Here is a 22156-nt window from a genome sequence, read left to right as displayed (position 1 = left end):
TTATTTGTTTTCTCGATCTAAAGAACGTTGGCGCAGCAATTTTTGCTGTTGATATAGTGCAGCTTTGATGAGTAAGTCCTGATCTGAATCTCTAAGTAGATCATATTTCATCTGAATTTCATGGGTACCATTGTCTGCCTCTTTTACGCTGGTGACACTAGCATAACAGTAGATTGCAGCAGGAGGGTGTTCAAGAAAGAGTTTTGCTCGGACCACTTGACCAACCGCAAGAGGCTGCTGTGCTAAATAGGTGAACTGACTGGCTCCAAAGCTTAATGTTTGACCACGAAATTCTGCTTGGTCTTGCTGAGACAACATAAATGTCAGGAGCAAGTTGAGTTTGGTATTTTGTGTATCAAGCAAATTGATTACATGCTTAAAGTCGTTATTTTTTAGTTCAGAACGTGCATTCTCAGTTAGCTGATCAAGCTGGCTAAATTCACTCGCAACAATAAATGGTGCGGGAATTTCTGCAACAAACTGCGTCATTGATGGCAGAGTATAATCCGCAGCCAGTGGCTCTATATTGACCGTCAAGCTGTGATGAACAGTAAAAAAATCGTTTTGTGTCATACTCTACTTCCTTCTAGTTAACCTATTGATTATCGTCATGTAGGCTAACTAATCAAGATAAGTTACATTTATCAGCGCGATATGAGTCGTTTTGATAAGAAGTTAACAAATTAGAGCTACACTCATCGAGCGTTTACCGTTACATTATCTCGCATAACTTATTGTTGGTTTTGACTATGTTTCACCCCATTTCCCTATTTATCGGCTTGCGTTATTTAAGAGGTCGATCTGGAGACAGATTTAGCCGTTTTGTCTCTTATATGTCTACTGCGGGTATCACCATTGGTGTGATGTCTTTAGTGACGGTACTTTCCGTTATGAATGGCTTCGAAGCTCAGCTCAAAGAACGAATTTTAGGGGTTCTGCCACAGGCTGTGATTTCTCAAACAGATGGAAAAACGCCGCGCTTGGATGAGTCTCCTGAGTTTATTCGCCAGTTATCTAAGGATAAGCATGTTGAGCCGATTGTTCGCAGTGAAGCGGTTATTCAGAGTTCATCTCAGCTTTCTGCGGGTATGTTGATTGGTATTGAACCGACGGATAATGATCCGATTCAAGACTATTTGATTGCAGGCCGGTTAAGTAACCTGAAAGCGGGCGAGTATCGAGTCTTCGTTGGTCATACTTTGGCGCGTTCGCTCAACGTGTCGGTAGGAGACAGAGTTCGTTTGATGGTGACAAGCGCAAGTCAGTTTACGCCTTTAGGTCGGATGCCGAGTCAACGTAACTTTACGGTTGCGGGTATATTCAATACAGGATCTGATGTTGATGCTCAACTAATGGTTTCGCATATACAAGATGCGGGTCGATTGATGAGGTTTAAGCGTGACACGATCTCAGGCTGGCGTCTGTTTTTTGATGATCCTTTCTCAGTTTCAGCGCTTTCCAATACGCCATTGCCTGACGGTTGGGTGTGGAGTGATTGGCGTGAACAACGTGGTGAGCTATTTCAAGCGGTTCGGATGGAAAAAAACATGATGGGCTTAATGCTCGGGCTGATCATCGGTGTCGCAGCGTTTAATATTATTTCTGCGTTAATTATGGTCGTTATGGAAAAACAAGCCGAGGTCGCGATTTTAAAAACCCAGGGTATGACCAATGGCCAGATTCTGTCGATATTTATGGTGCAAGGTGCGAGTAGTGGTGTCATCGGTGCATTAACCGGGGGGGCCTTAGGTGTCTTGCTAGCTGATAACTTGAACCCACTGCTGGAAGGTATGGGGGTGGCTCTGTTTACCTTTGGTGGGCAGTTACCCGTTCTTATTAATCCTGTTCAAATTATGATTGTAGTGGTGCTTGCGATTGTACTCAGTCTGCTTGCGACGCTTTTCCCATCTTATCGTGCATCTTCTGTTAAACCTGCTGAGGCCCTCAGATATGAATAATCTTTTACAATGTCGTGCTGTTCGTAAAACCTATCGTGAGGGTTCGTTAGATACAGAGGTACTTAAAGGCGTCAGTTTTGATATCGATAAAGGGGAGTTAGTCTCTATTATTGGTACATCCGGCTCTGGAAAAAGTACTTTGTTGCATGTCTTAGGGGCTCTAGATGATGCGACTGAAGGCAAGGTGACTTTTCTGGATCATGACCTCGCGACGTTAAGCTCGAATAAGCAAGCGAAAGTGCGAAATCGTCATTTGGGGTTTGTTTATCAATTTCATCACCTTCTTTCTGATTTCTCTGCGTTAGAAAATGTGGCGATGCCGTTATTAATTGGTGGCATGAAGTCGTCAGAAGCTAAAGCGGCGGCGCAACAACTGCTGGAGAAAGTAGGATTAAGCCATCGTGTTGATCACCGCCCATCAGAGCTCTCTGGCGGTGAACGTCAGCGTGTTGCGATTGCCAGAGCATTAGTGAATAAACCTGATTTAGTCTTGGCAGACGAACCTACGGGTAATTTGGATCACAACACGGCGTTGGCGATTTATGATTTGATGCGAGAGTTGAATAAAGAGTCGGGGACGGCTTTTCTTGTCGTGACTCATGATGGCGAATTAGCCGGAAAAATGGATCGCCAACTTCATATGCGTGACGGCCTTTTGGTTGACGTAAATCAGGAGGCGCAATAGGTGTTTCCTTCTTTATCATTACTGATTGGCGGTCGATTTAGCCGCGCCAAACAACGTAATAAACTTGTGTCATTTATTTCTCTCTCTTCAACCATTGGAATTGCGGTGGGTGTCGCGGTGATCATCATTGGTTTATCGGCGATGAATGGTTTTGAAAGAGAGTTGCAATCTCGCGTGCTGTCAGTGATCGCCCATGGTGAGCTGGAAGGTGTAAATAAGCCCATTGGTGAGTGGCAAAATGTCATTAAACAGGCGACGAGCCACGACAAAGTGCAAGCGGCAGCACCATACATTCGTTTAACGGCTCTGGCTGAAAAAGGGCAACAGTTAAAAGCGATTGAAGTGCGGGGTATTGACCCTCAAATGGAACAAGCCGTTTCAAGTTTACCGCAATTTATCGAACCACAAGCATGGGCTCATTTCGTTCCGGGAGAGCAGCAAACTATTTTAGGTAAAGGAGTGGCTGATAAGCTGGGTGTTAAGGTTGGAGATTACCTGACTTTGATGATCCCTACGGCTAACGGTTCGATAAAGGTGCAAGCGCCAAAACGTGTGCGAGTAAAAGTGACAGGATTACTTTCACTTAATGGTCAAATTGATCATAACTTAGCCTTAGTGCCACTTTCCGACGCACAGCAATATGCAAACCTTGGGAAGGGCGTAACGGGTGTGTCTTTAAAAGTCAGTGATGTACTTAATGCGGCTTCGATTGTGCGTCAAGTCGGCGGGTCTCTTGATGTCTACGTTTATCTACGCAGTTGGCAGCAGAAATATGGATTTCTTTATCGTGATATCCAGTTAGTGCGAACCATTATGTATTTAGTGATGGTATTAGTGATTGGTGTTGCCTGCTTTAATATTGTGTCTACATTGATGATGGCAGTTAAAGATCGAGCAGCAGAAATTGCCATTTTAAGGACAATGGGGGCAACAGATGGCTTGGTTAAACGAATTTTTGTTTGGCAGGGCGTCTTTTCCGGCGTTTTCGGTAGTCTGATAGGAAGCGTGGTTGGTGTGATTGTCGCGTTGAATTTAACGCCACTGATCAAAGGGCTAGAGTCACTTGTGGGGCATCAATTTTTGTCTGGTGATATCTACTTTGTGGATTTTTTGCCATCCCAGTTAGTTTTCCAAGACGTACTATTAGTGTCAGGTACTGCGATTGTGCTTAGTTTACTGGCAACTTGGTATCCAGCATCGCGAGCGAACAAGTTGAATCCTGCATCTGTATTAAGCGCGAAGTAAGCCTTGTATACCGAGCTCAATTATAATGCTCTTAATTGGTATGCCTTTACTTGTTATGCCTTTACTTTTTATGAACAAAGGCATTAGAAGCGAAAAGTCGTCGATCAAAAAAGGACCTAAATAGGTCCTTTTTCATTTCGGTTAGACAGTGACTTTCATGTCTATAAATAGATGTCTCGCATTTCTAACACTTAATTGGTTTTAAATACGATGTCAGCCTGAGTTGATACATGAATAGCTTTATAGTTGGCTTATCTTGCTTGGCGTTTGCGCCAACTTCTGACAACAGAATAGCGCCATAAACCGCGAATACCAAAGTAACCAGCCATAGCAGATAAGACTCCGCATACCATGCAGCCAAGTAAGAATGGGGGGCCAATAGTATGCATCTGTGCAATGATGAAGTCCCACGATAGCTCAAAATGAAACGCTTGTGGCGGGACGTGCATTAAAAATGCTCCGAGCTTGTAAGCGAAATAGAATAGAACTGGCATCGTTATTGGATTACTGATCCATACGAGAGCAACCGCGAGTGGAAGATTCACCCCACATAAAATCGCGAGCCCAGCCGACATGATCATTTGGCTTGGTAATGGTACAAACGCCATGAAAAGTCCTACAGCAAATGCACCAGCAGCAGAGCGTCGGTTCAAACACCACAAGTTTGGGTTATACAGAACGTTACCAAAAATTTTTAGCGCTTTCTGGCGTTTAATCACCTCATGATTTGGCATAAAACGCTTAATGAATTTTCTTGGCATAAGGGAAAATGACTCTCTTTCAATATAGTTGGATTCTATTTTCATTTTCGGCAACGGCAGTTTCAGCGGTTCTTTGGCCTGAGATACCCGCTTGGATCTGGCTTGTTCCGAGCATCATTGCCATCTTAAGCATACGCTTTAAGTATAGGCAGTGGTGGTTCGTTATCGGCATCTTATTAGGGGTAATATTAATCATACTCCATGGAAATGCCCTAAAGTTGCAGACAAATGTGCTTTTCCAAAGCAGCGAGAATATTACCATAAAAGGGAAAGTTGACAGCTCTTTTAAGCAAATAAGTTATGGTTATGAAGGTTCCTTTGTAGTCAGATCAATTAATGGTCAAACTTTAAACTATTTGCAGCGGCCTACTATCCGTATTCTGACACCCATTAAGCTTCAACTTGATGATGTCGCTAAGTTTCAGGTCACGATAAAGCCTATTTACGGCCAGTTGAATGAGGTTGGGTTTGATCAAGAGTCGTACTACGTGAGTCAGCGTTTAGTTGCAAAAGCCGTAGTTAAAGCAAACAGCGTTTATATGGTTCATTCACAGACATCGATGAGAAGTTGGCTGCTTCAACGGGTTGAAAGTCAAATCGAGCGTTTGCCTAACTTTTCTCTAATCATGGCTTTAGCATTTGGCGAACGAGACGATATCTCCAATGATTTATGGGAAAAATTAAAAAATAGCGGCTTAATTCATTTAGTGGCGATTTCAGGGCTTCATATCGGAATTGCTTATTCAATAGGGTACTTTGTCGGCAAAGTGTGCCGACTGTTTCAATCTCGGTGGTTGTGGCTCCCAGTATTTATGGCTATCAACTTTGCATATTGTTATGCGTGGCTCGCGGGTTTTACACTCCCGACTCAAAGAGCTTTTCTGATGTGTCTTATCCTGAGCTTATGTTTGTTGAGCCGAGTGCAGTTTTCCTCATGGCTGTTGTTACTCACAACTTTAGCGATTGTGCTTACAGTGAATCCATTTGCGGCATTGTCCAATAGTTTTTGGATGTCTTTTGGGGCAGTCATTGCTATCTATTTGGCGTTATCTAAGCGCCCTACCCAGAGCAATGTCATTATCACACTTATCTTTGCTCAGCTGTATTTATTGATATTTATGACACCCATAACCATTTTCTTCTTTGGCGGTATGAGTGTGAGCAGTGCGCTATATAACCTCTTTTTTGTACCTTGGTTTAGCTTGGTCGTTGTTCCGCTGTTGTTCGCTTGCTTGATGCTAACGGTTGTCGCGCCATCTTTCAGTGATGAAGCATGGTGGGCTGTTGATAAAGCATTAGAATTGATGATTTGGGCCATTCAATACGCAGATCTTACTTGGTTATCTGTTTCGCGAGAAGTGGCTCAATTGATACTGTATTTAACGCTAATGTTTACGTGTTCAACGCTATTTTCGGGTCGGGTTAACGTTCTATTATTGGCAGTATATCTATCATGGGTTAGCTTCAATGATGATGATTTACGCTGGCGGATGGACATTTTAGATGTGGGCCATGGGTTAGCGATTGTTATTGAAAAAGAGGGCAAAGTTATTCTTTACGATACTGGAAAGGCGTGGATAGGTGGCAGTATTGTTGAGTCTGTTGTTCACCCCGTTCTGACGTCTCGGGGCATTTCAGGTATTGATGGGTTAATACTCAGTCATTTAGATTCTGATCATGCTGGTGGTCGATATCAGGTTGACTCAAAGCTGTCTCCGTTATGGCGTCGAGCAAGCCAAAATATAGAGGGTTATCAGAGTTGTAAGAAGGGGGATCATTGGCAATGGCAGGGTTTGATGTTTGACGTTGTCTGGCCTCCAAAACAAGTGAGCCGATCATTCAACCCTCACTCCTGTGTGATTAGAATCTTAGATGAAAGAAGTGGCGTTAAAGTGTTACTCACTGGTGATGTGGATGCTGTGAGCGAATGGATATTGCGGCGTAAACCCGATCTACTTGCCAGTGATATTATGATTGTCCCACATCATGGCAGTATCACATCATCGACAATGGGCTTTTTGAATGCAATTAAACCTCAATTAGCGGTGGCATCCCTAGATAAAGGAAGTCGATGGAAAATGCCAGCCGATCAAGTACTAGCCAACTACCAAAAAATAGGGAGCGACTGGCTCGATACTGGACATTCAGGGCAAGTATCGCTGTTTTTTTATTCAAACGGATGGAAAGTCAGGAGTTTAAGAGGGGAAGGTAACCAAGCATGGTATAGGCAGATGCTGCGTAAGGGAGTAGAATAGAAGGAATATTCTCAGTAAATAAAGTATATCCATGTCTGAACTACAAGATGAAAACACTTGGCACACCTTTAAACGACTTTGGGCTTATATTCGTCAATATAAGACAGGGCTTGCTGCGGCCGTTGTCGCGCTTGTTATAAGTGCCGTTGCGGATACCTACATGATTTCACTGCTCAAACCTTTACTTGATGAAGGGTTTGGTAACGCTGAATCTGATTTCTTGAAAATATTACCTTTTATTATTTTCGCGATGATGTTTATTCGTGGCTTAAGTGGGTTTGTCTCAACATACTGTTTGAGTTGGGTTTCGGGCAATGTGGTCATGCTTATTCGCCGTAAGGTTTTTAATCATTTCATGCATATGCCAGTGAGCTTTTTTGATAAAGAATCAACAGGCGGTTTGCTTTCCAGAATTACTTACGATACTGAGCAAGTCGCTGGAGCCACGAGCCGTGCATTGGTGAGTATTGTTCGCGAAGGCGCGAGTATTATTGGTTTATTGGTTTTGATGTTTTGGAATAGCTGGCAGCTATCTTTAGTTCTGTTAGTCGTTGCTCCTATTGTTGCTTGGGGAATTGGATATGTCTCAAAACGTTTCCGCAGGATCTCAAAAAATATGCAAACAGCGATGGGTGAAGTGACATCTTCAGCAGAACAGATGCTAAAAGGCCATAAAGTTGTTTTGAGCTATGGTGGCCAAAATATAGAGAAAGAGCGTTTCGATGCGGTGAGTAATCAGATGCGCCAACAATCGATGAAGCTTGTTGCCGCCCAAGCCGTTGCCAACCCAGTTATTCAGATGATTGCTTCTATTGCTTTAGTGAGCGTACTGTTTCTTGCCAGTGTCGACTCGATTAAAGACGAACTCACGGCGGGTACCTTTACCGTTATCTTCTCGGCAATGTTTGGTTTGATGCGTCCGTTAAAAGCGTTGACCAACGTAACGTCAATGTTCCAACGCGGTATGGCTGCGTGCCAAACACTGTTTTCTTTGATGGATTTAGAAACTGAAAAAGATGACGGGAAATTGGTTGTCGATAAGCCTAAAGGGATTGTTGAAGTTAAGAATATTGACTTTACATACCAAGGAAACGAAAAACCGGCGTTATCAAATGTAAGCTTTGTTATCCCACAAGGGAAAACCGTAGCATTGGTCGGACGTTCTGGTTCTGGTAAAAGTACAATTGCGAATTTGTTTACCCGTTTTTATGATGTCGACTCTGGTTCAATCTGTTTGGACGATCACGATATTCGAGATTATAGCTTGAAGAATTTGCGTGAGCACTTTGCTTTGGTATCACAAAACGTACACCTGTTTAACGACACGATAGCTAATAATATTACCTATGCCGCTGATGTAGAGTATACACGCGAGCAGATAGAACATGCCGCTAAGCAAGCTCATGCAATGGAGTTTATTGATGGTATGGAACTTGGACTAGATACCATTATTGGTGAAAATGGTGCAAGTTTGTCTGGTGGGCAGCGACAACGTATTGCCATCGCCCGTGCATTGCTGCGTGATGCTCCGGTTCTTATTCTTGATGAAGCAACGTCGGCATTGGATACGGAATCTGAACGTGCGATTCAAGCGGCACTAGAAGAGTTACAGAAAAACAAAACCGTGTTGGTGATTGCTCACCGATTGTCGACGATTGAAAGCGCGGATGAAATTCTTGTCGTGGATGAAGGTGAAGTTATCGAACGTGGTTCGCACCATGATCTGATTAGCAAAGATGGTGCTTATGCACAATTACACCGCATCCAGTTTGGTGATTAACAGCAATGGCGCAAAATGTGATTGAAAAGGTATGGTTTGAAAATCATCCACTCAAATATCTGTTATGGCCTTTGCTATGGCCTCTGAGCCTTGTATTCAAAACGATTAGCTCAGCACGTCGGAAAGAATTTTCAGACGGTAAAAAGCAATCCTATAAAGCGCCTATCCCTGTTATTGTGGTTGGAAATATCACGGCTGGTGGGAATGGAAAAACACCAGTTGTCATTTGGTTGGTTGAGCAACTTCAACAGCTAGGTTATAAGCCTGGCGTCGTTTCTAGAGGTTATGGGGGGAAGGCTCCAAGCTACCCTTTAACTGTTGAAGGTTCAACCCCGGCAGAGCATAGTGGCGATGAGCCTCGATTGATCTACCGACGCACAGGCGCTCCTGTTGCCGTTGCGCCAATTCGGTCTGATGCTGTGAAAGCATTGTTACCGCTCGATGTGAATGTCATTGTCACCGATGATGGACTACAACACTATGCGTTGGAGCGAGATGTCGAGTTTGTGATTGTCGACGGTATGCGACGATTTGGTAATCAGCAGTTAATCCCATTAGGTCCGTTGCGTGAAGGTATTGAGCGGTTAGATGAGGTTGATTTTGTCGTTACGAATGGTGGCTCAGCTCAAGAAAGTGAAATGGCAATGACCTTAACACCTAGCTTGGCTGTTAATTTAGTTACTGGGCAAAAAATGCCAGTCAGTCAACTGAAGAAGTTAGTGGCGTTTGCCGGAATTGGTCATCCCCCTCGTTTTTTCGCCACTCTTAAAACTTTGGGTGCAGATCTATGTCACACCCAAGGTTTTGCTGATCACCAAGATTTTAAAATTTCAGAATTAGAAACCCTAGATAGAATGGGTTTGAACGTTATAATGACAGAAAAAGATGCTGTGAAATGTGATACTTTTGCGAAAGAAAACTGGTGGTACTTACCGGTTTCTGCGCAATTTAAAACTCATGATGAACAGCGTATTTTGAACAAAATAGAAGAGGTAATGGAACACTATGGATCATCGTCTGCTTGAGATCGTGGCTTGCCCTGTTTGTAAAGGTAAACTCACTTTTGATAAAGAAAACCAAGAATTGGTCTGTAAAGTTGACCGTTTGGCTTATCCGATTAAAGAAGGGATTCCGGTTCTATTAGAGCCTGAAGCTCGTACCATGTCTATGGATGAGGGGCGTTAATGTCGTTTACCGTTGTAATACCAGCTCGTTACCAATCATCTCGCTTACCGGGAAAACCGTTGGCTGATATTGGTGGGAAGCCGATGATTCAGTGGGTGTATGAGCAGTCAATCCAAGCTGGTGCAGAGCGCGTGATTATCGCGACGGATGATGCGCGAGTGGAAGCCGCGGTCAACCAGTTTGGTGGCGTGGTGTGCATGACCTCACCAGATCATGAGTCGGGCACTGAGCGTTTAGCGGAAGTTGTTCAACGAATGGCTATCCCTGATGATCACATTATTGTGAATGTGCAAGGTGATGAACCTCTGATCCCACCAAGTATTATTACTCAAGTTGCGAATAATCTGGCAAACAGCACGGCACCAATGGCAACCTTAGGTGTTGAAATCACTGAGGAAGCGGAAGTTTTTAATCCAAACGCAGTGAAAGTGGTAACGGATAAAGATGGCTACGCGCTATATTTTAGCCGAGCAACGATTCCATGGGATCGCGATAACTTTGCCGACAGCGAAAATCAGACGATCGCACAACCATTATTACGACATATTGGTATTTATGCGTACCGTGCAGGGTTTATTAAAACTTACATTAACTGGCAGCCTAGCGCACTAGAGAAAGTTGAGTGTTTAGAGCAATTACGTGTGCTTTGGTATGGAGAGAAAATCCATGTTGAAGTCGCAAAAGAAGCTCCAGCAGCGGGCGTTGATACCCCCGAAGATTTAGATGCAGTAAGAGCTATTATCGCAAACCGATAATTTTCGCTTCGTTCTTTTTGATTGAAAGATTTGAATAGCGAAAAAACCTCGGCAGTTATGATCAACTGTCGAGGTTTTTTGTTTCATTGCTTTAATAAGTTAATGGGGAAAATCCTTTACATTAAATTGCAACGAGCAGGCAAAAAAAAGAGCACAAACAGTGCTCGAAAATTGTAAGGAGAGGGTGGTTTTAGTTATTGTTATTATTGAACTCCGAACGAGGAGGGCAGGTCGCTAATATCTCTCGTCTACCCGTATCTTTCACTTCTTCTAGAATGACATCAAACCCCCATAATCGGTGAAGGTGCTTCAATACCTCTTCATACCCTTTATCAAGAGGAATACGTTGGTGAGGGACATGTTGAATCGTCATCGACCGATTACCGCGGACATCAACATTAAATACTTGCAGGTTAGGCTCTAAGTTGCTCAGGTTATATTGAGAAGCTAAGCGCTCCCTGATGGTTTTATAGCCGGACTCATCATGAATGGCGCTCACTTCAATGAAGTTTTTTCTATCGTCATCAAGTACTGCAAATAATTTAAAATCACGCATCAACTTGGGCGATAAGTACTGACTAATAAAGCTTTCATCTTTAAAGTTATGCATCGCAAAATGAACGGCATCGAGCCAATCACTTCCCGCCAAATCAGGGAACCATTCGCGATCTTCATCGGTTGGCTCTTCACATATACGGCGAATATCTCTGAACATTGCAAAACCAAGCGCATAAGGATTGATCCCACTGAAGTAGGGACTGTTGTAGGCTGGTTGTGCGACTACACTGGTGTGACTATGTAAGAATTCTAGAATGAATTTATCCGAGACTAACCCTTCATCATAGAGGTGATTCAAAATGGTGTAGTGCCAGAACGTTGCCCAACCTTCGTTCATCACTTGAGTCTGTTTTTGTGGATAAAAATATTGACTGATTTTACGTACTATTCGTACGCACTCCCTTTGCCATGGCTCTAAAAGCGGGGCATGTTTTTCGATAAAGTAGAGAATGTTCTCTTGAGGTTCAGTCGGAAAGCGTATTTTATTACTCTCTTCTTTTTCCTCGGTTTTAGGAACGGTTTTCCATAGTTCATTGACTTGAGATTGTAAGTACGCCTCACGTTCTTCTTGTCTCGCGGTCTCTTCCGCAATGGAAATTTTTTCTGGGCGTTTATATCGGTCAACGCCATAGTTCATTAATGCATGGCATGAGTCGAGCAGTGTTTCAACTTCAGAGACGCCATATTTTTGCTCACAATCCATAATGTAGTTTTTGGCAAAAAGAAGGTAATCGATGATTGAACTTGCGTCGGTCCATGTTTGAAATAGATAGTTTCCTTTGAAAAAAGAGTTATGCCCGTAGCAAGCGTGAGCCATAACCAGAGCTTGCATTGTTACCGTGTTCTCTTCCATCAAGTAAGCGATACATGGATCAGAGTTGATGACTATCTCATAGGCAAGCCCCATCTGGCCGTGCTTATAGTTTTGCTCGGTTTGGATAAACTTTTTACCAAATGACCAGTGGTTATAATTTATCGGCATCCCAATACTTGAGTATGCATCCATCATCTGCTCTGAAGTGATAACTTCGATTTGGTTTGGGTAGGTATCAAGTCGGTAGTGCTGAGCGACACGTTTAATTTCAACATGGTATTTTTCTAATAAATCGAAAGTCCAATCAGGGCCGTCAGGCAGTTGTTTGGTCTTTGTCGATGCTTGATTATCAGTTTTAGTCGTCATGGCTTACCTCCCTAAGCTGTCTCTTTGTGAAACAATTCCCTAAATACGGGGAAGATGTCATCGACGGTACGAATATTTTTCATCGCAAAGTTATCAAAACTCTGTTCCAATTTTTCATATTCATGCCATAACGTTTGATGTGAACGACGAGTGATTTCGATGTAAGAGTAATACTGACAAGTTGGAAGCAGTTTATTGACCAGTAACTCTTTACATCTAGGTGAATCATCAGCCCAGTTGTCCCCATCAGAAGCTTGAGCGGCATAAATGTTCCACTCCGCAGCAGGGTAGCGTTTTTCAACGATTTCATTCATCAGTTTTAGTGCACTAGACACTATGGTGCCGCCCGTTTCCTGAGAGTAGAAAAACTCATGCTCGTCTACCTCTTTGGCTTGAGTATGATGTCGGATAAAGACGACTTCGACATTCTCATAGGTGCGAGTCAAGAAGAGATAAAGCAGTACATAGAAGCGTTTCGCGATGTCTTTTGTAGCCTGATCCATTGAGCCCGATACATCCATTAAGCAAAACATAACCGCTTGGCTGGAGGGGATAGGACGGCGTTCATAGTTTTTAAAACGCAGATCGAAGGTGTCGATATAAGGAACACTTTCAATCCTTTTACGTAAATCGGCAATCTCCTGTTTTACTCGTAGTTCCTCAAAAGGTTGAGCGGGTTCTTGGTTATGAATGCGCTCCAACTCTTCTTCTAACTCATTGAGCATGCGACGTTTACCCGCAGTCATTGCGGTTCTACGAGCAAGGGACTGTTGTAGTGAGCGAACAATCGCAATGTTGGAAGGCACTCCGGCTGTTTTGAAACCTGAACGGTGCGTTTTCCATTCAGTGATTTTATTTACTTGGTTTTTTTCTAAATTCGGCAGTTCAAGATCTTCGAAAAGAATATCCAAGTATTCATCTTTGGATATTTGAAATACGAATTCATCTTGTCCTTCACCATCAGGGCTTGCGTCACCTTCGCCAGAGCCACCACCTTGACCGCCACCTTTAGGGCGCTCAATTTTGTCTCCCGTAATGAATTGATCATTACCAGGATGAACTCGTTCTCGGCTACCACCTTGCCCCTGATGAAAACTTGGCTCTTTAATATCTTTATGTGGAATAGAGATATCTTCACCAGTTTCAGTATTGGTAATAGAACGACGGTTAACCGCGTCAGCAACCGACTCTTTTATCTGCTCCTTATGGCGTTTTAAAAAGCGCTGTCTATTCACTGCGCTCTTGTTTTTGCCATTGAGCCTCCTATCAATAAATTGTGCCATGAGTTACCTCCTACAAACTTCACGCCACCTGACACGTTGCTACAGCTACAGTATTGCTTAACTGTAACAACGTGTGGCTTATCACTGCTATATCGTTGGTCTCTGAATAGACAGCTAATCAGGCTTGATTGGTTTCTTTTATATTAAGAGGACTTACGCACTCGTAAATACCACTCAGACAGCAATCGTACTTGTTTTTCTGTGTAGCCTTTCTCCATCATACGGGCCACAAAGTCGTCATGTTTCTTCTGATCATCAGATGAAGTTTTCGCATTAAATGAGATGACAGGTAGTAGCTCTTCTGTGTTAGAGAACATTTTCTTCTCAATGACGGTGCGGAGTTTTTCGTAACTCGTCCACACTGGATTTTTGCCGTTATTATTTGCCTTAGCACGTAAGACGAAATTAACGATTTCATTACGGAAATCTTTAGGGTTGCTGATACCCGCAGTTTTCTCGATTTTTTCGAGTTCACCATTGAGCGATGAACGATCAAATAGTTGTCCAGTTTCTGGATCTCGGTACTCTTGATCTTGGATCCAGAAATCAGCGTAGGTAACGTAACGGTCAAAAATATTCTGACCGTATTCAGAGTAAGATTCCAAATATGCGGTTTGAATTTCTTTACCAATGAACTCTACATAACGAGGTACTAGATACCCTTTTAAAAATTCAAGATAACGTTCTGCCTGCTCTTGAGGGAATTGCTCTCGCTCGATCTGTTGCTCAATGACATAGAACAAGTGCACGGGGTTAGCAGCCACTTCGGCTTGGTCAAAGTTAAATACACGAGATAGAATTTTGAATGCAAAACGAGTAGATAATCCAGACATGCCTTCGTCTACACCTGCATAGTCACGATATTCTTGATAACTTTTTGCTTTTGGATCGGTATCTTTAAGTGTCTCACCATCATAGACTCGCATTTTAGAGAATAGAGATGAGTTTTCTGGCACTTTTAAACGTGACAAAATACTGAACTGTGAAAGTAAATCTAAGGTACTTGGGGAACATGGTGCTTTGGATAGTTCACTGTGATCAAGCAGCTTTTGGTAAATCTTAACCTCTTCGGATACTCGTAAGCAGTATGGTACTTTTACGATATAAACCCGATCGAGGAAAGCTTCATTGTTTTTGTTGTTACGGAAAGTTTGCCACTCTGACTCATTGGAGTGCGCGAGGATCATGCCGTCAAATGGCAATGCTGATAATCCTTCAGTACCGTTGAAGTTACCTTCTTGAGTCGCCGTTAGAAGAGGGTGAAGCACTTTAATTGGAGCTTTGAACATCTCCACAAATTCCATCAAGCCTTGGTTGGCTTTACATAATGCGCCCGAGTAGCTATAAGCATCGGGGTCATCTTGAGAGAAGTGCTCAAGTTGACGAATATCAACCTTACCGACCAGTGAGGAAATGTCTTGGTTGTTTTCATCACCTGGCTCAGTTTTAGCGATGGCAACTTGATCTAGTATTGAAGGACGAACTTTCACAACGCTGAATTTAGTAATATCGCCACCAAATTCATGCAATCGTTTTGCGGCCCAAGGGGACATAACAGAACGAACATAGCGTTTCTCAATACCATATTCTTTTTTCAGTAAGTCACCATCTTCAGTGACGTCAAAAAGGCAGAAAGGGTGATCGTTTACAGGGCTGCGTTCACCATTTGCTGACAGCACATAAATAGGCATCTGTTGCATTAGCGCTTTAAGCTTTTCAGCTAGAGAGGATTTACCACCCCCAACAGGCCCTAAAAGGTACAGTATCTGTTTGCGTTCTTCTAAGCCTTGAGCAGCATGTTTAAGGTATGAAACGATCTGTTCAATGGCTTCCTCCATACCATAGAAGTCTTCAAAAGTTTTGTATCGTGAAATCACTCGGTTTGAAAAAATTCGGCTTAGTCTTGGATCTTGTGCGGTGTCAATGATCTCTGGTTCACCAATCGCGAGTAAAAGTCGCTCTGCCGCATTTGCGTAGGCGCTCTTATTGTCTTTACATAGACCGAGAAAATCTTGGATGGATAACTCTTCATCTTTCGCGGCTTCGTAGCGCGCCTGATAATGATCAAAAATACTCATAGTAAATTCCCCTCTCAATCTGTCACCCATGAATGACAGAAAAATGTACAGCTTCCTTACAACATAAAGCCTAGACCTAAACTTGGTATTTTGCTTAACAATTATGTATTTATTTGTAAAAAATGAGCAAAATACGCTTTGAATTCGTGGATTAAATAGGTTTAGATTTAGCTATATCTAATATGAATCATAATTTATATAATTAACGAGCTTTGCCAATCAACGAAAGCCGTGGTGGGGGGGGGGTTATGAAAAAAGCAATGCTAGGGTATTGGTGAAATTAATAAAATGACCACCAAAATAACAGGAGATTATAGATTTAACATAAAGCAGCTTGAATGATAGTACACCGTGCTATATCATGGCGACAAATATTAAATAGATAATGAACTAGTAAGGTTTTAACGTGAAAAAGTTGTCTACATTGATGCTAGCTAGTGCGCTTATTGCTGCGCCATCGTTAGCGTTTGCAAAAGCTGGATCGTGGTCACTTGGTGCGGCCGTCTCTTATTCTCCTGCGGTATATAAAGATACTCCTTCGAATGTAGTGGCGATTCCAATGATTGGCTATGAAGGTGAGCATCTTTTCCTACGTGGTTTTACGGGTGGTTACCGTCTGTTTCCTGCTGGCTCAACACAGAATGTTATTTTCCGTTTTGCATACGATGCTCGTTCATTAGATCCTTCAGATTCTGATGATGAAAATATTAAAAAATACATTGATGAACGTAAAGCCGCAGTGTTAGGTGGCGTGAGTTACCAACTAGTGACTTTAGCCGGCGTTTTTGAAGCGACTGCGGGTAGCGATATTGGCTCTACGCATAATGGTTTGTACGCTGAAGCGGCTTGGCGTTTACCGATTAACCGTGGCGTGTGGGGTATTACACCTTCAATTGGTTACGCTTATAACAGCGATAAGTTGAATAACCACTTATACGGTGTATCGTCTAGCGAAGTCGCGAAAGCAACGGCTGGTGGTGGTACGTTGACTGAATTTGATGCCGATTGGGATGGACAATACTTCGTGGGTCTTTCTGGTTACATGCACCTAACTCGAAGCATTCGTGTAACTGGTGGTATTCGTTACACTAACTTGGAAGGTGATATTGAAGGTAGCCCAATACTTGAAAGTGGGGTGAATACAACAGCTAATGTGGGCATAGCATACGTGTTCTAACTATCTGAACTGATTCAGAAAAGGGGTTGATGCATTACATCAACCCCTTTTTTATTTTAGCTGAGATAGCATGGGGTTAAGCATTAAAAATTTGGGTGAACTCAGCGGCAGATAAATGGTATTGACGAGGGCATTTACCCCAAGTTACTAGCATTCTGCGGTACTTCTCTAACATTGGCATTTGGCTGTTAAAGTGATGGTCGTTCTTTTCGAATTGAGGATAAAGTCCTTCAGATTCAGTAAGGAAGCGAACATAATGTACAACTTGCGCTTCGGTCGCAATATCAAAGCCTAAGAACTGTAGGCGGCGTTGATCGACATCTTTACGCTCAGCTTCAGAAAGCATTTTGTTTGACTCTTGCATCGCATGATACATTTCCATAATGGCAATCACTTCACGGCACTCTTCTTCCGTTAAGCAGCCAAACTCTTTATTCAGTTCGTTCATTTGCAAAGCGTATCCGCGCTCTACAATGGTCTGCAAACGTTGGTACTTTGCAGCGTTGTCTGGGTTCATTTGCGACATTAGGTAGTATTGATTTGAAAGGATCAAACGTTGAGCGTTTGTCATATCCATTGGAGCCTCACTAGATTTAATTTGATTTTATTGTTGAAACTAGATTAACAGTGTTTATTCATATTGAAACATGATCTCAACACCGATTTAATATCATTCGTCGATTTTTTCATCATAGTCGTTCTCTCTATTTTTAAGAATAAACGAAATTTTAAGAATAACCGAACGGGAAAAGGATGAAAAAAATACCAGCGTTTAAGCTGGTATTATCGTCAAATGTACAAGAGATACTATTGAGTTTAGTATTTTACATTATCATTATACTGGCTAAGGATGCTGACCATTTTATCCATCGTCTCTTTCGATGGTGGATTTGTCCCTTCCAGCGGATAATCGTAACCCAGCGCTTCCCATTTATGAGCGCCTAGCTTGTGATAAGGCAGTAACTCAACCTTTTCGATATTGTCCATATCTTTGATAAATTCGCCAAGCATGTGAGCTGACTCTTCGTCATCCGTATACCCTGGAACAATCACATAACGGATCCACGTTTTTTGACCAAGTTTGTGTAAGTAACGAGCAAAGTCGAGCGTTCGCTTATTTGATACACCAATAAAATCATGATGGATTTCATCTTTCATGTGTTTTAGATCTAGCATTACCAGATCGGTAGCGTCTAAAACTTCATCAACGACATCAGTGTGCTTACGAATATAGCCATTGGTATCAAGGCAGGTGTGGATACCTTCAGCTTGTGCCGCTCGGAAGAAATCACGAACGAATTCTGGCTGCAACATGGCTTCACCACCAGAACAAGTAATACCTCCACCAGAAGCTTTCATAAAGTGGCGGTAAGATTTCGCTTCTTTGATAATTTCTTCAACAGTGACTTCTCGGCCATCATTAACATCCCAAGTATCACGGTTATGACAATACATACAACGCATTAAACAGCCTTGTAAGAACACAATAAAACGGATTCCAGGGCCATCGACGGTGCCACATGACTCGAATGAGTGAATACGACCAGATGTTGACATAAGCTCATCTCAAATAGGTAATTTAATGACTATTTTATTACAAATAGTAAGGGATATATAGCCCTACTTCAGTGCTAGAGCTGTGTATTTGTAAGGAAATAGGTAAGAAATCATAGATACGAATTTGAGGTAAAATTTTGTTTGAGTGATAAGGAAAAAGAGTATAAAAAATCCACTGTGGAATACCATCAGTGGATTTTTAAAATAAGGCATATTAACTCTCTAGAGTACATTGCATAAGTTTAGAAGAAGCCAAAGAGCGTCAGTGCGCCTACCCCATAGGCTGACGTCTCATCTTCCTTGAAATCAGACGTTTTAGCTGAGAATGTGAAAGATGCGCCTAGCGTTTGATTATACCAAACAGCGCCTAAGCTTGCGGTGGCTTGAGTATTTTGTAAAGTCACTGGATAAACTTCATCAGGAACTGGCCCATCGATAGTGATGTCATTAAAACGGTAGCGGCCTTCTACGCCAGCGAACAGATAAGCACTACTTGAACCTTGCATGATCATACCGGGCAGAAACGAGTTTTCCATTGAAACCCTTGCGGAACCAATACTGCTATCTAAACCTGAGCCCCAACGCCACATCATCCCAGTTGCGATTTCACTACGGTAATTACCCGCCATCACTCTAGAGATGTTTTTTATCTCGTGTTGAGTACCGCCACTTGATCGGCTACGAAACAGGGCATTATGAGTTTCAAACTCAAAGTTGCCTAGCATTTGATCTTCGACTTGATAATCCCAGCCTTCAGGTTGAGTTGATCCTGTAATGCTGTGAATGAAATCTTGAGCGACATCGGCTAAAGAGTTTGGACCTGTGGAGCCAACCAAGAAGCCGTACCGATCAGCTCTATAGGCTGAAATATTAGCAATATCCGTTTGGAAAAAAAGTACACCAGCATAAGGGCGCTGATCGACTTGAGGCGTGGACTCTTCAATTTTCTTTGGAGTATAAATGGTTTGCCCAAGCGTAAAACCTACTTTATGGGCCGCACCACCAAAGGTTCCAAATGAGCTAGTGATAGGAGTCAGAACAGGCGAAAGGCTAACCTCATCGGAAAAATAAGAAAGGAATAGACCATTGGTATAGTCTTTATCAACACCAAAAATACCATCATTATCTAAGCTAAATGTAAACGTACCAGCATGAGAAAGTGTTGATGATAGTGAGAGCAGGGCGAGTAATAGAGGCTTCTTCAAGTTCATGTTAATTACGACTTAATATTAGTTGCTTGTATCGTACCTGAGAATAAAAAAAAACCCACTCCTAAGAGTGGGTTTTGATACCAAATCTATAATAAATTATAGAGATTCAGTGAAAGTACGTGCGATTACGTCTTGTTGTTGCTCAGTAGTCAGAGAGTTGAAACGTACAGCGTAACCCGATACACGGATAGTAAGCTGAGGGTAGTTCTCTGGGTGCTTAACTGCGTCTTCTAGAGTTTCGCGGTTAAGAACGTTCACGTTAAGGTGTTGACCACCTTCAATACCAGTTTCGTGGTGGAAGTAACCATCCATAAGACCAGCAAGGTTAGAACGTTGGCTATCTTCTTCTTTACCTAGTGCATTTGGCACGATAGAGAAAGTGTAAGAGATACCATCTTGAGCATCAGCAAACGGTAGTTTACCTACAGAAGTAAGTGAAGCTACAGCGCCTTTTTCGTCACGACCGTGCATTGGGTTTGCACCAGGAGCGAAAGGAGCACCAGCGCGACGACCATCTGGAGTGTTACCCGTTTTCTTACCGTACACAACGTTAGAAGTGATAGTAAGGATAGACTGAGTAGGGATCGCATTGCGGTACATAGTCAGTTTACGGATTTTGCCCATGAATGTAGAAACAAGTTCACATGCGATGTCATCTACGCGTGAATCGTTGTTACCAAATTTAGGGTAGTCACCTTCGATAGCGAAGTCAGTAGCAATACCATCTTCATCACGGATAGGAGAAACTTTAGCGAATTTGATTGCAGACAGTGAGTCAGCAGCAACTGACAGACCAGCAATACCACAAGCCATAGTACGACGAACGTCACGGTCATGAAGAGCCATTAGAGACGCTTCGTAGCTGTATTTGTCGTGCATGTAGTGAATGCTGTTTAGCGCAGTCACGTATTGCTTAGCTAGCCAATCCATGAAGTGATCTAGACGATCCATTACTTTATCGTAATCAAGAACTGCATCAGTCATTGGCGCTTCTTTAGGGCCGACTTGCATTTTCAGCTTCTCGTCCATGCCGCCATTGATTGAGTAAAGCATTGTCTTAGCAAGGTTTGCACGAGCACCGAAGAACTGCATTTGTTTACCAACAATCATTGGAGAAACACAACATGCAATTGCGTAGTCGTCAGAACCAAGGTCAGGACGCATTAGATCATCGTTTTCGTACTGGATAGAAGAAGTATCGATAGATACTTTTGCACAGAAACGTTTGAAGCCGTCAGGTAGTTGCTCAGACCAAAGAACAGTGATGTTTGGCTCTGGAGAAGGACCCATAGTGTATAGGCTGTTTAGGAAACGGAAGTTTGAACGCGTAACTAGAGTACGACCATCAACACCCATACCACCCATAGATTCTGTAGCCCAGATAGGGTCGCCAGAGAACAGCTCATCGTATTCAGGAGTACGTAGGAAACGAACCATACGTAGCTTCATTACGAAGTGGTCAATCATTTCTTGAGCTTGAACTTCAGTGATGATGCCAGCAGCGATATCACGTTCGATGTAGATGTCTAGGAAAGTCGAAGTACGACCTAGAGACATTGCAGCACCGTTTTGAGATTTAACAGCAGCTAGGTAGCCGAAGTAAGTCCATTGGATAGCTTCTTGAGCAGTTTGAGCTGGCTCAGAAATATCACAGCCGTATTTCGCAGCCATAACTTTAATTTGGCCTAGAGCGCGGTGTTGCTCAGCAATTTCTTCACGAAGTTGCATTGTAGCTGCTAGGTCTTCGCCATTTTCAAAACGCTCTTGTAGAGAAGCGAATTGAGCTAGCTTGTCTTTCATTAGGTAATCAATACCGTAAAGTGCAACACGACGGTAGTCACCGATGATACGACCACGGCCGTAAGCATCAGGAAGACCAGTCAAAACACCAGACTTACGACATTTTAGGATATCAGGAGTGTAAATATCGAAAACGCCAGCGTTGTGTGTTTTGCGGTATTCTGAGTAGATTTTTGAAACCATAGGGTCAAGAGTTTCGCCGTATGCTTTACAAGAACCTTCAACCATACGCACACCACCGTTAGGGATGATTGCACGTTTTAGCGGTTTTTCAGTTTGAAGACCAACAATAGTTTCTAGGTCTTTTTCAATGTAGCCTGCATCGTGAGCAGTGATGGTAGAGATAACAGAAGTATCAAAATCAACAGGAGCTTTTGTTGCGTTTTCCTGTTTGATACCTTCCATTACCGAAGCCCAAAGCTTGTTAGTTGCTTCAGTACCTTCAGAAACTAGGAAAGATTCGTCACCTTCATACGGTGCGTAGTTCTTCTGGATAAAATCGCGAACGTTAACTTCGTTTTGCCATTCACCTTCAACAAAACTTTCCCAAGCTTTAGCAAATTGCTCTGCCATGACATACCTACCTTTTTAGTAGTAAAAACACGTACCGATTCACTGTAGAGACAGTTATCCCAGAAACGGGAAAGGTACACTCTTATTAAATAACAATATCTATATTTACGTGAAC

General features: G+C 42.6%; 19 protein-coding genes. 9 read left to right on the top strand and 10 right to left on the bottom strand.

The window, feature by feature from the left end; genetic code table 11:
• The gene (locus tag F0249_RS10220; RefSeq protein WP_017054274.1) at positions 1-573 is read right to left on the bottom strand and encodes a hypothetical protein; all 573 of its coding nucleotides are present in this window, start codon (positions 571-573) and stop codon (positions 1-3) included.
• Positions 574-749: 176 nt separating this feature from the next.
• Here F0249_RS10220 and lolC point away from each other — a divergent pair, with 176 nt between their 5' ends.
• The 3 genes from lolC to lolE are packed head-to-tail and all read left to right on the top strand — an operon-like array spanning position 750 to position 3888.
• Entirely contained in the window at positions 750-1958 is a 1209-nt protein-coding gene (gene lolC / locus F0249_RS10215; RefSeq protein WP_171756594.1) for a lipoprotein-releasing ABC transporter permease subunit LolC, read from the top strand.
• Entirely contained in the window at positions 1951-2643 is a 693-nt protein-coding gene (lolD, locus tag F0249_RS10210; RefSeq protein WP_136993726.1) for a lipoprotein-releasing ABC transporter ATP-binding protein LolD, read from the top strand. Before lolC ends, lolD begins: the two co-directional genes overlap by 8 nt.
• On the top strand, positions 2644-3888 hold the full coding sequence (lolE, locus tag F0249_RS10205) for a lipoprotein-releasing ABC transporter permease subunit LolE (protein ID WP_136993727.1): 1245 nt from the start codon (positions 2644-2646) through the stop codon (positions 3886-3888).
• Between the two features lie 251 nt (positions 3889-4139).
• On the opposite strand, the gene F0249_RS10200 is transcribed toward lolE, so the two are convergent.
• Both F0249_RS10200 and F0249_RS20405 read right to left on the bottom strand, forming a co-directional pair.
• Positions 4140-4649, bottom strand: a complete 510-nt coding sequence (locus F0249_RS10200) for a DUF2062 domain-containing protein (RefSeq protein WP_017054278.1) — start codon at positions 4647-4649, stop codon at positions 4140-4142.
• Between the two features lie 19 nt (positions 4650-4668).
• Positions 4669-4845 (bottom strand): hypothetical protein, encoded by a 177-nt coding sequence (locus F0249_RS20405; protein WP_367613436.1) that lies wholly within the window; start codon positions 4843-4845, stop codon positions 4669-4671.
• Between F0249_RS20405 and F0249_RS10195 the strand changes: the two genes are divergently transcribed.
• Genes F0249_RS10195 through kdsB form a run of 5 tightly spaced genes read left to right on the top strand, consistent with a single transcriptional unit; the run spans position 4763 to position 10624 of the window.
• Positions 4763-6904 carry a DNA internalization-related competence protein ComEC/Rec2 gene (locus F0249_RS10195; protein WP_367613434.1) on the top strand — a complete coding sequence of 714 codons (2142 nt, stop codon included), beginning with the start codon at positions 4763-4765 and terminating at the stop codon, positions 6902-6904. The genes F0249_RS20405 and F0249_RS10195 overlap by 83 nt on opposite strands.
• A 31-nt stretch (positions 6905-6935) precedes the next feature.
• A complete protein-coding gene (gene msbA / locus F0249_RS10190) occupies positions 6936-8684 on the top strand; it encodes a lipid A ABC transporter ATP-binding protein/permease MsbA (protein ID WP_171756592.1) in 1749 nt (582 codons plus the stop codon).
• A gap of 17 nt (positions 8685-8701) precedes the next feature.
• Complete coding sequence (gene lpxK / locus F0249_RS10185; protein WP_171756644.1) at positions 8702-9709, top strand: tetraacyldisaccharide 4'-kinase; 1008 nt, start codon at positions 8702-8704, stop codon at positions 9707-9709.
• On the top strand, positions 9690-9869 hold the full coding sequence (locus F0249_RS10180) for a Trm112 family protein (RefSeq protein WP_017054282.1): 180 nt from the start codon (positions 9690-9692) through the stop codon (positions 9867-9869). Before lpxK ends, F0249_RS10180 begins: the two co-directional genes overlap by 20 nt.
• Positions 9869-10624, top strand: a complete 756-nt coding sequence (gene kdsB, locus F0249_RS10175) for a 3-deoxy-manno-octulosonate cytidylyltransferase (RefSeq protein ID WP_171756591.1) — start codon at positions 9869-9871, stop codon at positions 10622-10624. Before F0249_RS10180 ends, kdsB begins: the two co-directional genes overlap by 1 nt.
• A 190-nt stretch (positions 10625-10814) precedes the next feature.
• On the opposite strand, the gene F0249_RS10170 is transcribed toward kdsB, so the two are convergent.
• From F0249_RS10170 to F0249_RS10160, 3 genes are all read right to left on the bottom strand, one after another.
• Positions 10815-12362 carry a SpoVR family protein gene (locus tag F0249_RS10170; RefSeq protein ID WP_171756590.1) on the bottom strand — a complete coding sequence of 516 codons (1548 nt, stop codon included), beginning with the start codon at positions 12360-12362 and terminating at the stop codon, positions 10815-10817.
• An 11-nt stretch (positions 12363-12373) separates the two neighbouring features.
• Positions 12374-13645 carry a YeaH/YhbH family protein gene (locus tag F0249_RS10165; RefSeq protein ID WP_017054285.1) on the bottom strand — a complete coding sequence of 424 codons (1272 nt, stop codon included), beginning with the start codon at positions 13643-13645 and terminating at the stop codon, positions 12374-12376.
• Positions 13646-13788: 143 nt separating this feature from the next.
• Positions 13789-15723, bottom strand: a complete 1935-nt coding sequence (locus tag F0249_RS10160; RefSeq protein ID WP_017054286.1) for a PrkA family serine protein kinase — start codon at positions 15721-15723, stop codon at positions 13789-13791.
• Positions 15724-16150: 427 nt separating this feature from the next.
• Between F0249_RS10160 and F0249_RS10155 the strand changes: the two genes are divergently transcribed.
• The gene (locus tag F0249_RS10155; RefSeq protein WP_171756643.1) at positions 16151-16900 is read left to right on the top strand and encodes a MipA/OmpV family protein; all 750 of its coding nucleotides are present in this window, start codon (positions 16151-16153) and stop codon (positions 16898-16900) included.
• A 76-nt stretch (positions 16901-16976) separates the two neighbouring features.
• Here F0249_RS10155 and F0249_RS10150 read toward each other — a convergent pair whose 3' ends face one another.
• From F0249_RS10150 to pflB, 4 genes are all read right to left on the bottom strand, one after another.
• Complete coding sequence (locus tag F0249_RS10150) at positions 16977-17477, bottom strand: YfbU family protein (RefSeq protein WP_136993731.1); 501 nt, start codon at positions 17475-17477, stop codon at positions 16977-16979.
• Positions 17478-17716: 239 nt separating this feature from the next.
• Positions 17717-18457, bottom strand: coding sequence for a pyruvate formate lyase 1-activating protein (gene pflA, locus F0249_RS10145; protein ID WP_017054289.1), 741 nt, complete (start codon positions 18455-18457; stop codon positions 17717-17719).
• 242 nt (positions 18458-18699) lie between these two features.
• Entirely contained in the window at positions 18700-19668 is a 969-nt protein-coding gene (locus tag F0249_RS10140) for a lipid A deacylase LpxR family protein (protein ID WP_253825304.1), read from the bottom strand.
• Positions 19669-19764: 96 nt separating this feature from the next.
• On the bottom strand, positions 19765-22041 hold the full coding sequence (pflB, locus tag F0249_RS10135) for a formate C-acetyltransferase (protein WP_113797523.1): 2277 nt from the start codon (positions 22039-22041) through the stop codon (positions 19765-19767).
• Positions 22042-22156: the final 115 nt, after the last annotated feature.

The sequence above is a fragment of the Vibrio sp. 03-59-1 genome (genome assembly GCF_013114135.1).
Lineage (GTDB): Bacteria > Pseudomonadota > Gammaproteobacteria > Enterobacterales > Vibrionaceae > Vibrio > Vibrio cortegadensis.
This window is presented reverse-complemented; position numbering and strand designations above follow the sequence as displayed.

What these genes read in the sequence shown, in the direction of transcription:
- F0249_RS10180 (WP_017054282.1), top strand. Translation starts at nt 9,690, where the DNA reads ATGGATCATCGTCTGCTTGAGATCGTGGCTTGCCCTGTTTGTAAAGGT.
- pflA (WP_017054289.1), bottom strand. Translation starts at nt 18,457, where the DNA reads ATGTCAACATCTGGTCGTATTCACTCATTCGAGTCATGTGGCACCGTC.
- F0249_RS10200 (WP_017054278.1), bottom strand. Translation starts at nt 4,649, where the DNA reads ATGCCAAGAAAATTCATTAAGCGTTTTATGCCAAATCATGAGGTGATT.
- F0249_RS10155 (WP_171756643.1), top strand. Translation starts at nt 16,151, where the DNA reads ATGCTAGCTAGTGCGCTTATTGCTGCGCCATCGTTAGCGTTTGCAAAA.
- F0249_RS10150 (WP_136993731.1), bottom strand. Translation starts at nt 17,477, where the DNA reads ATGGATATGACAAACGCTCAACGTTTGATCCTTTCAAATCAATACTAC.
- F0249_RS10160 (WP_017054286.1), bottom strand. Translation starts at nt 15,723, where the DNA reads ATGAGTATTTTTGATCATTATCAGGCGCGCTACGAAGCCGCGAAAGAT.
- F0249_RS10165 (WP_017054285.1), bottom strand. Translation starts at nt 13,645, where the DNA reads ATGGCACAATTTATTGATAGGAGGCTCAATGGCAAAAACAAGAGCGCA.
- F0249_RS10170 (WP_171756590.1), bottom strand. Translation starts at nt 12,362, where the DNA reads ATGACGACTAAAACTGATAATCAAGCATCGACAAAGACCAAACAACTG.
- msbA (WP_171756592.1), top strand. Translation starts at nt 6,936, where the DNA reads ATGTCTGAACTACAAGATGAAAACACTTGGCACACCTTTAAACGACTT.
- lolC (WP_171756594.1), top strand. Translation starts at nt 750, where the DNA reads ATGTTTCACCCCATTTCCCTATTTATCGGCTTGCGTTATTTAAGAGGT.
- F0249_RS10220 (WP_017054274.1), bottom strand. Translation starts at nt 573, where the DNA reads ATGACACAAAACGATTTTTTTACTGTTCATCACAGCTTGACGGTCAAT.
- F0249_RS20405 (WP_367613436.1), bottom strand. Translation starts at nt 4,845, where the DNA reads ATGATTAATATTACCCCTAATAAGATGCCGATAACGAACCACCACTGC.
- F0249_RS10140 (WP_253825304.1), bottom strand. Translation starts at nt 19,668, where the DNA reads ATGAACTTGAAGAAGCCTCTATTACTCGCCCTGCTCTCACTATCATCA.
- kdsB (WP_171756591.1), top strand. Translation starts at nt 9,869, where the DNA reads ATGTCGTTTACCGTTGTAATACCAGCTCGTTACCAATCATCTCGCTTA.
- lolD (WP_136993726.1), top strand. Translation starts at nt 1,951, where the DNA reads ATGAATAATCTTTTACAATGTCGTGCTGTTCGTAAAACCTATCGTGAG.
- pflB (WP_113797523.1), bottom strand. Translation starts at nt 22,041, where the DNA reads ATGGCAGAGCAATTTGCTAAAGCTTGGGAAAGTTTTGTTGAAGGTGAA.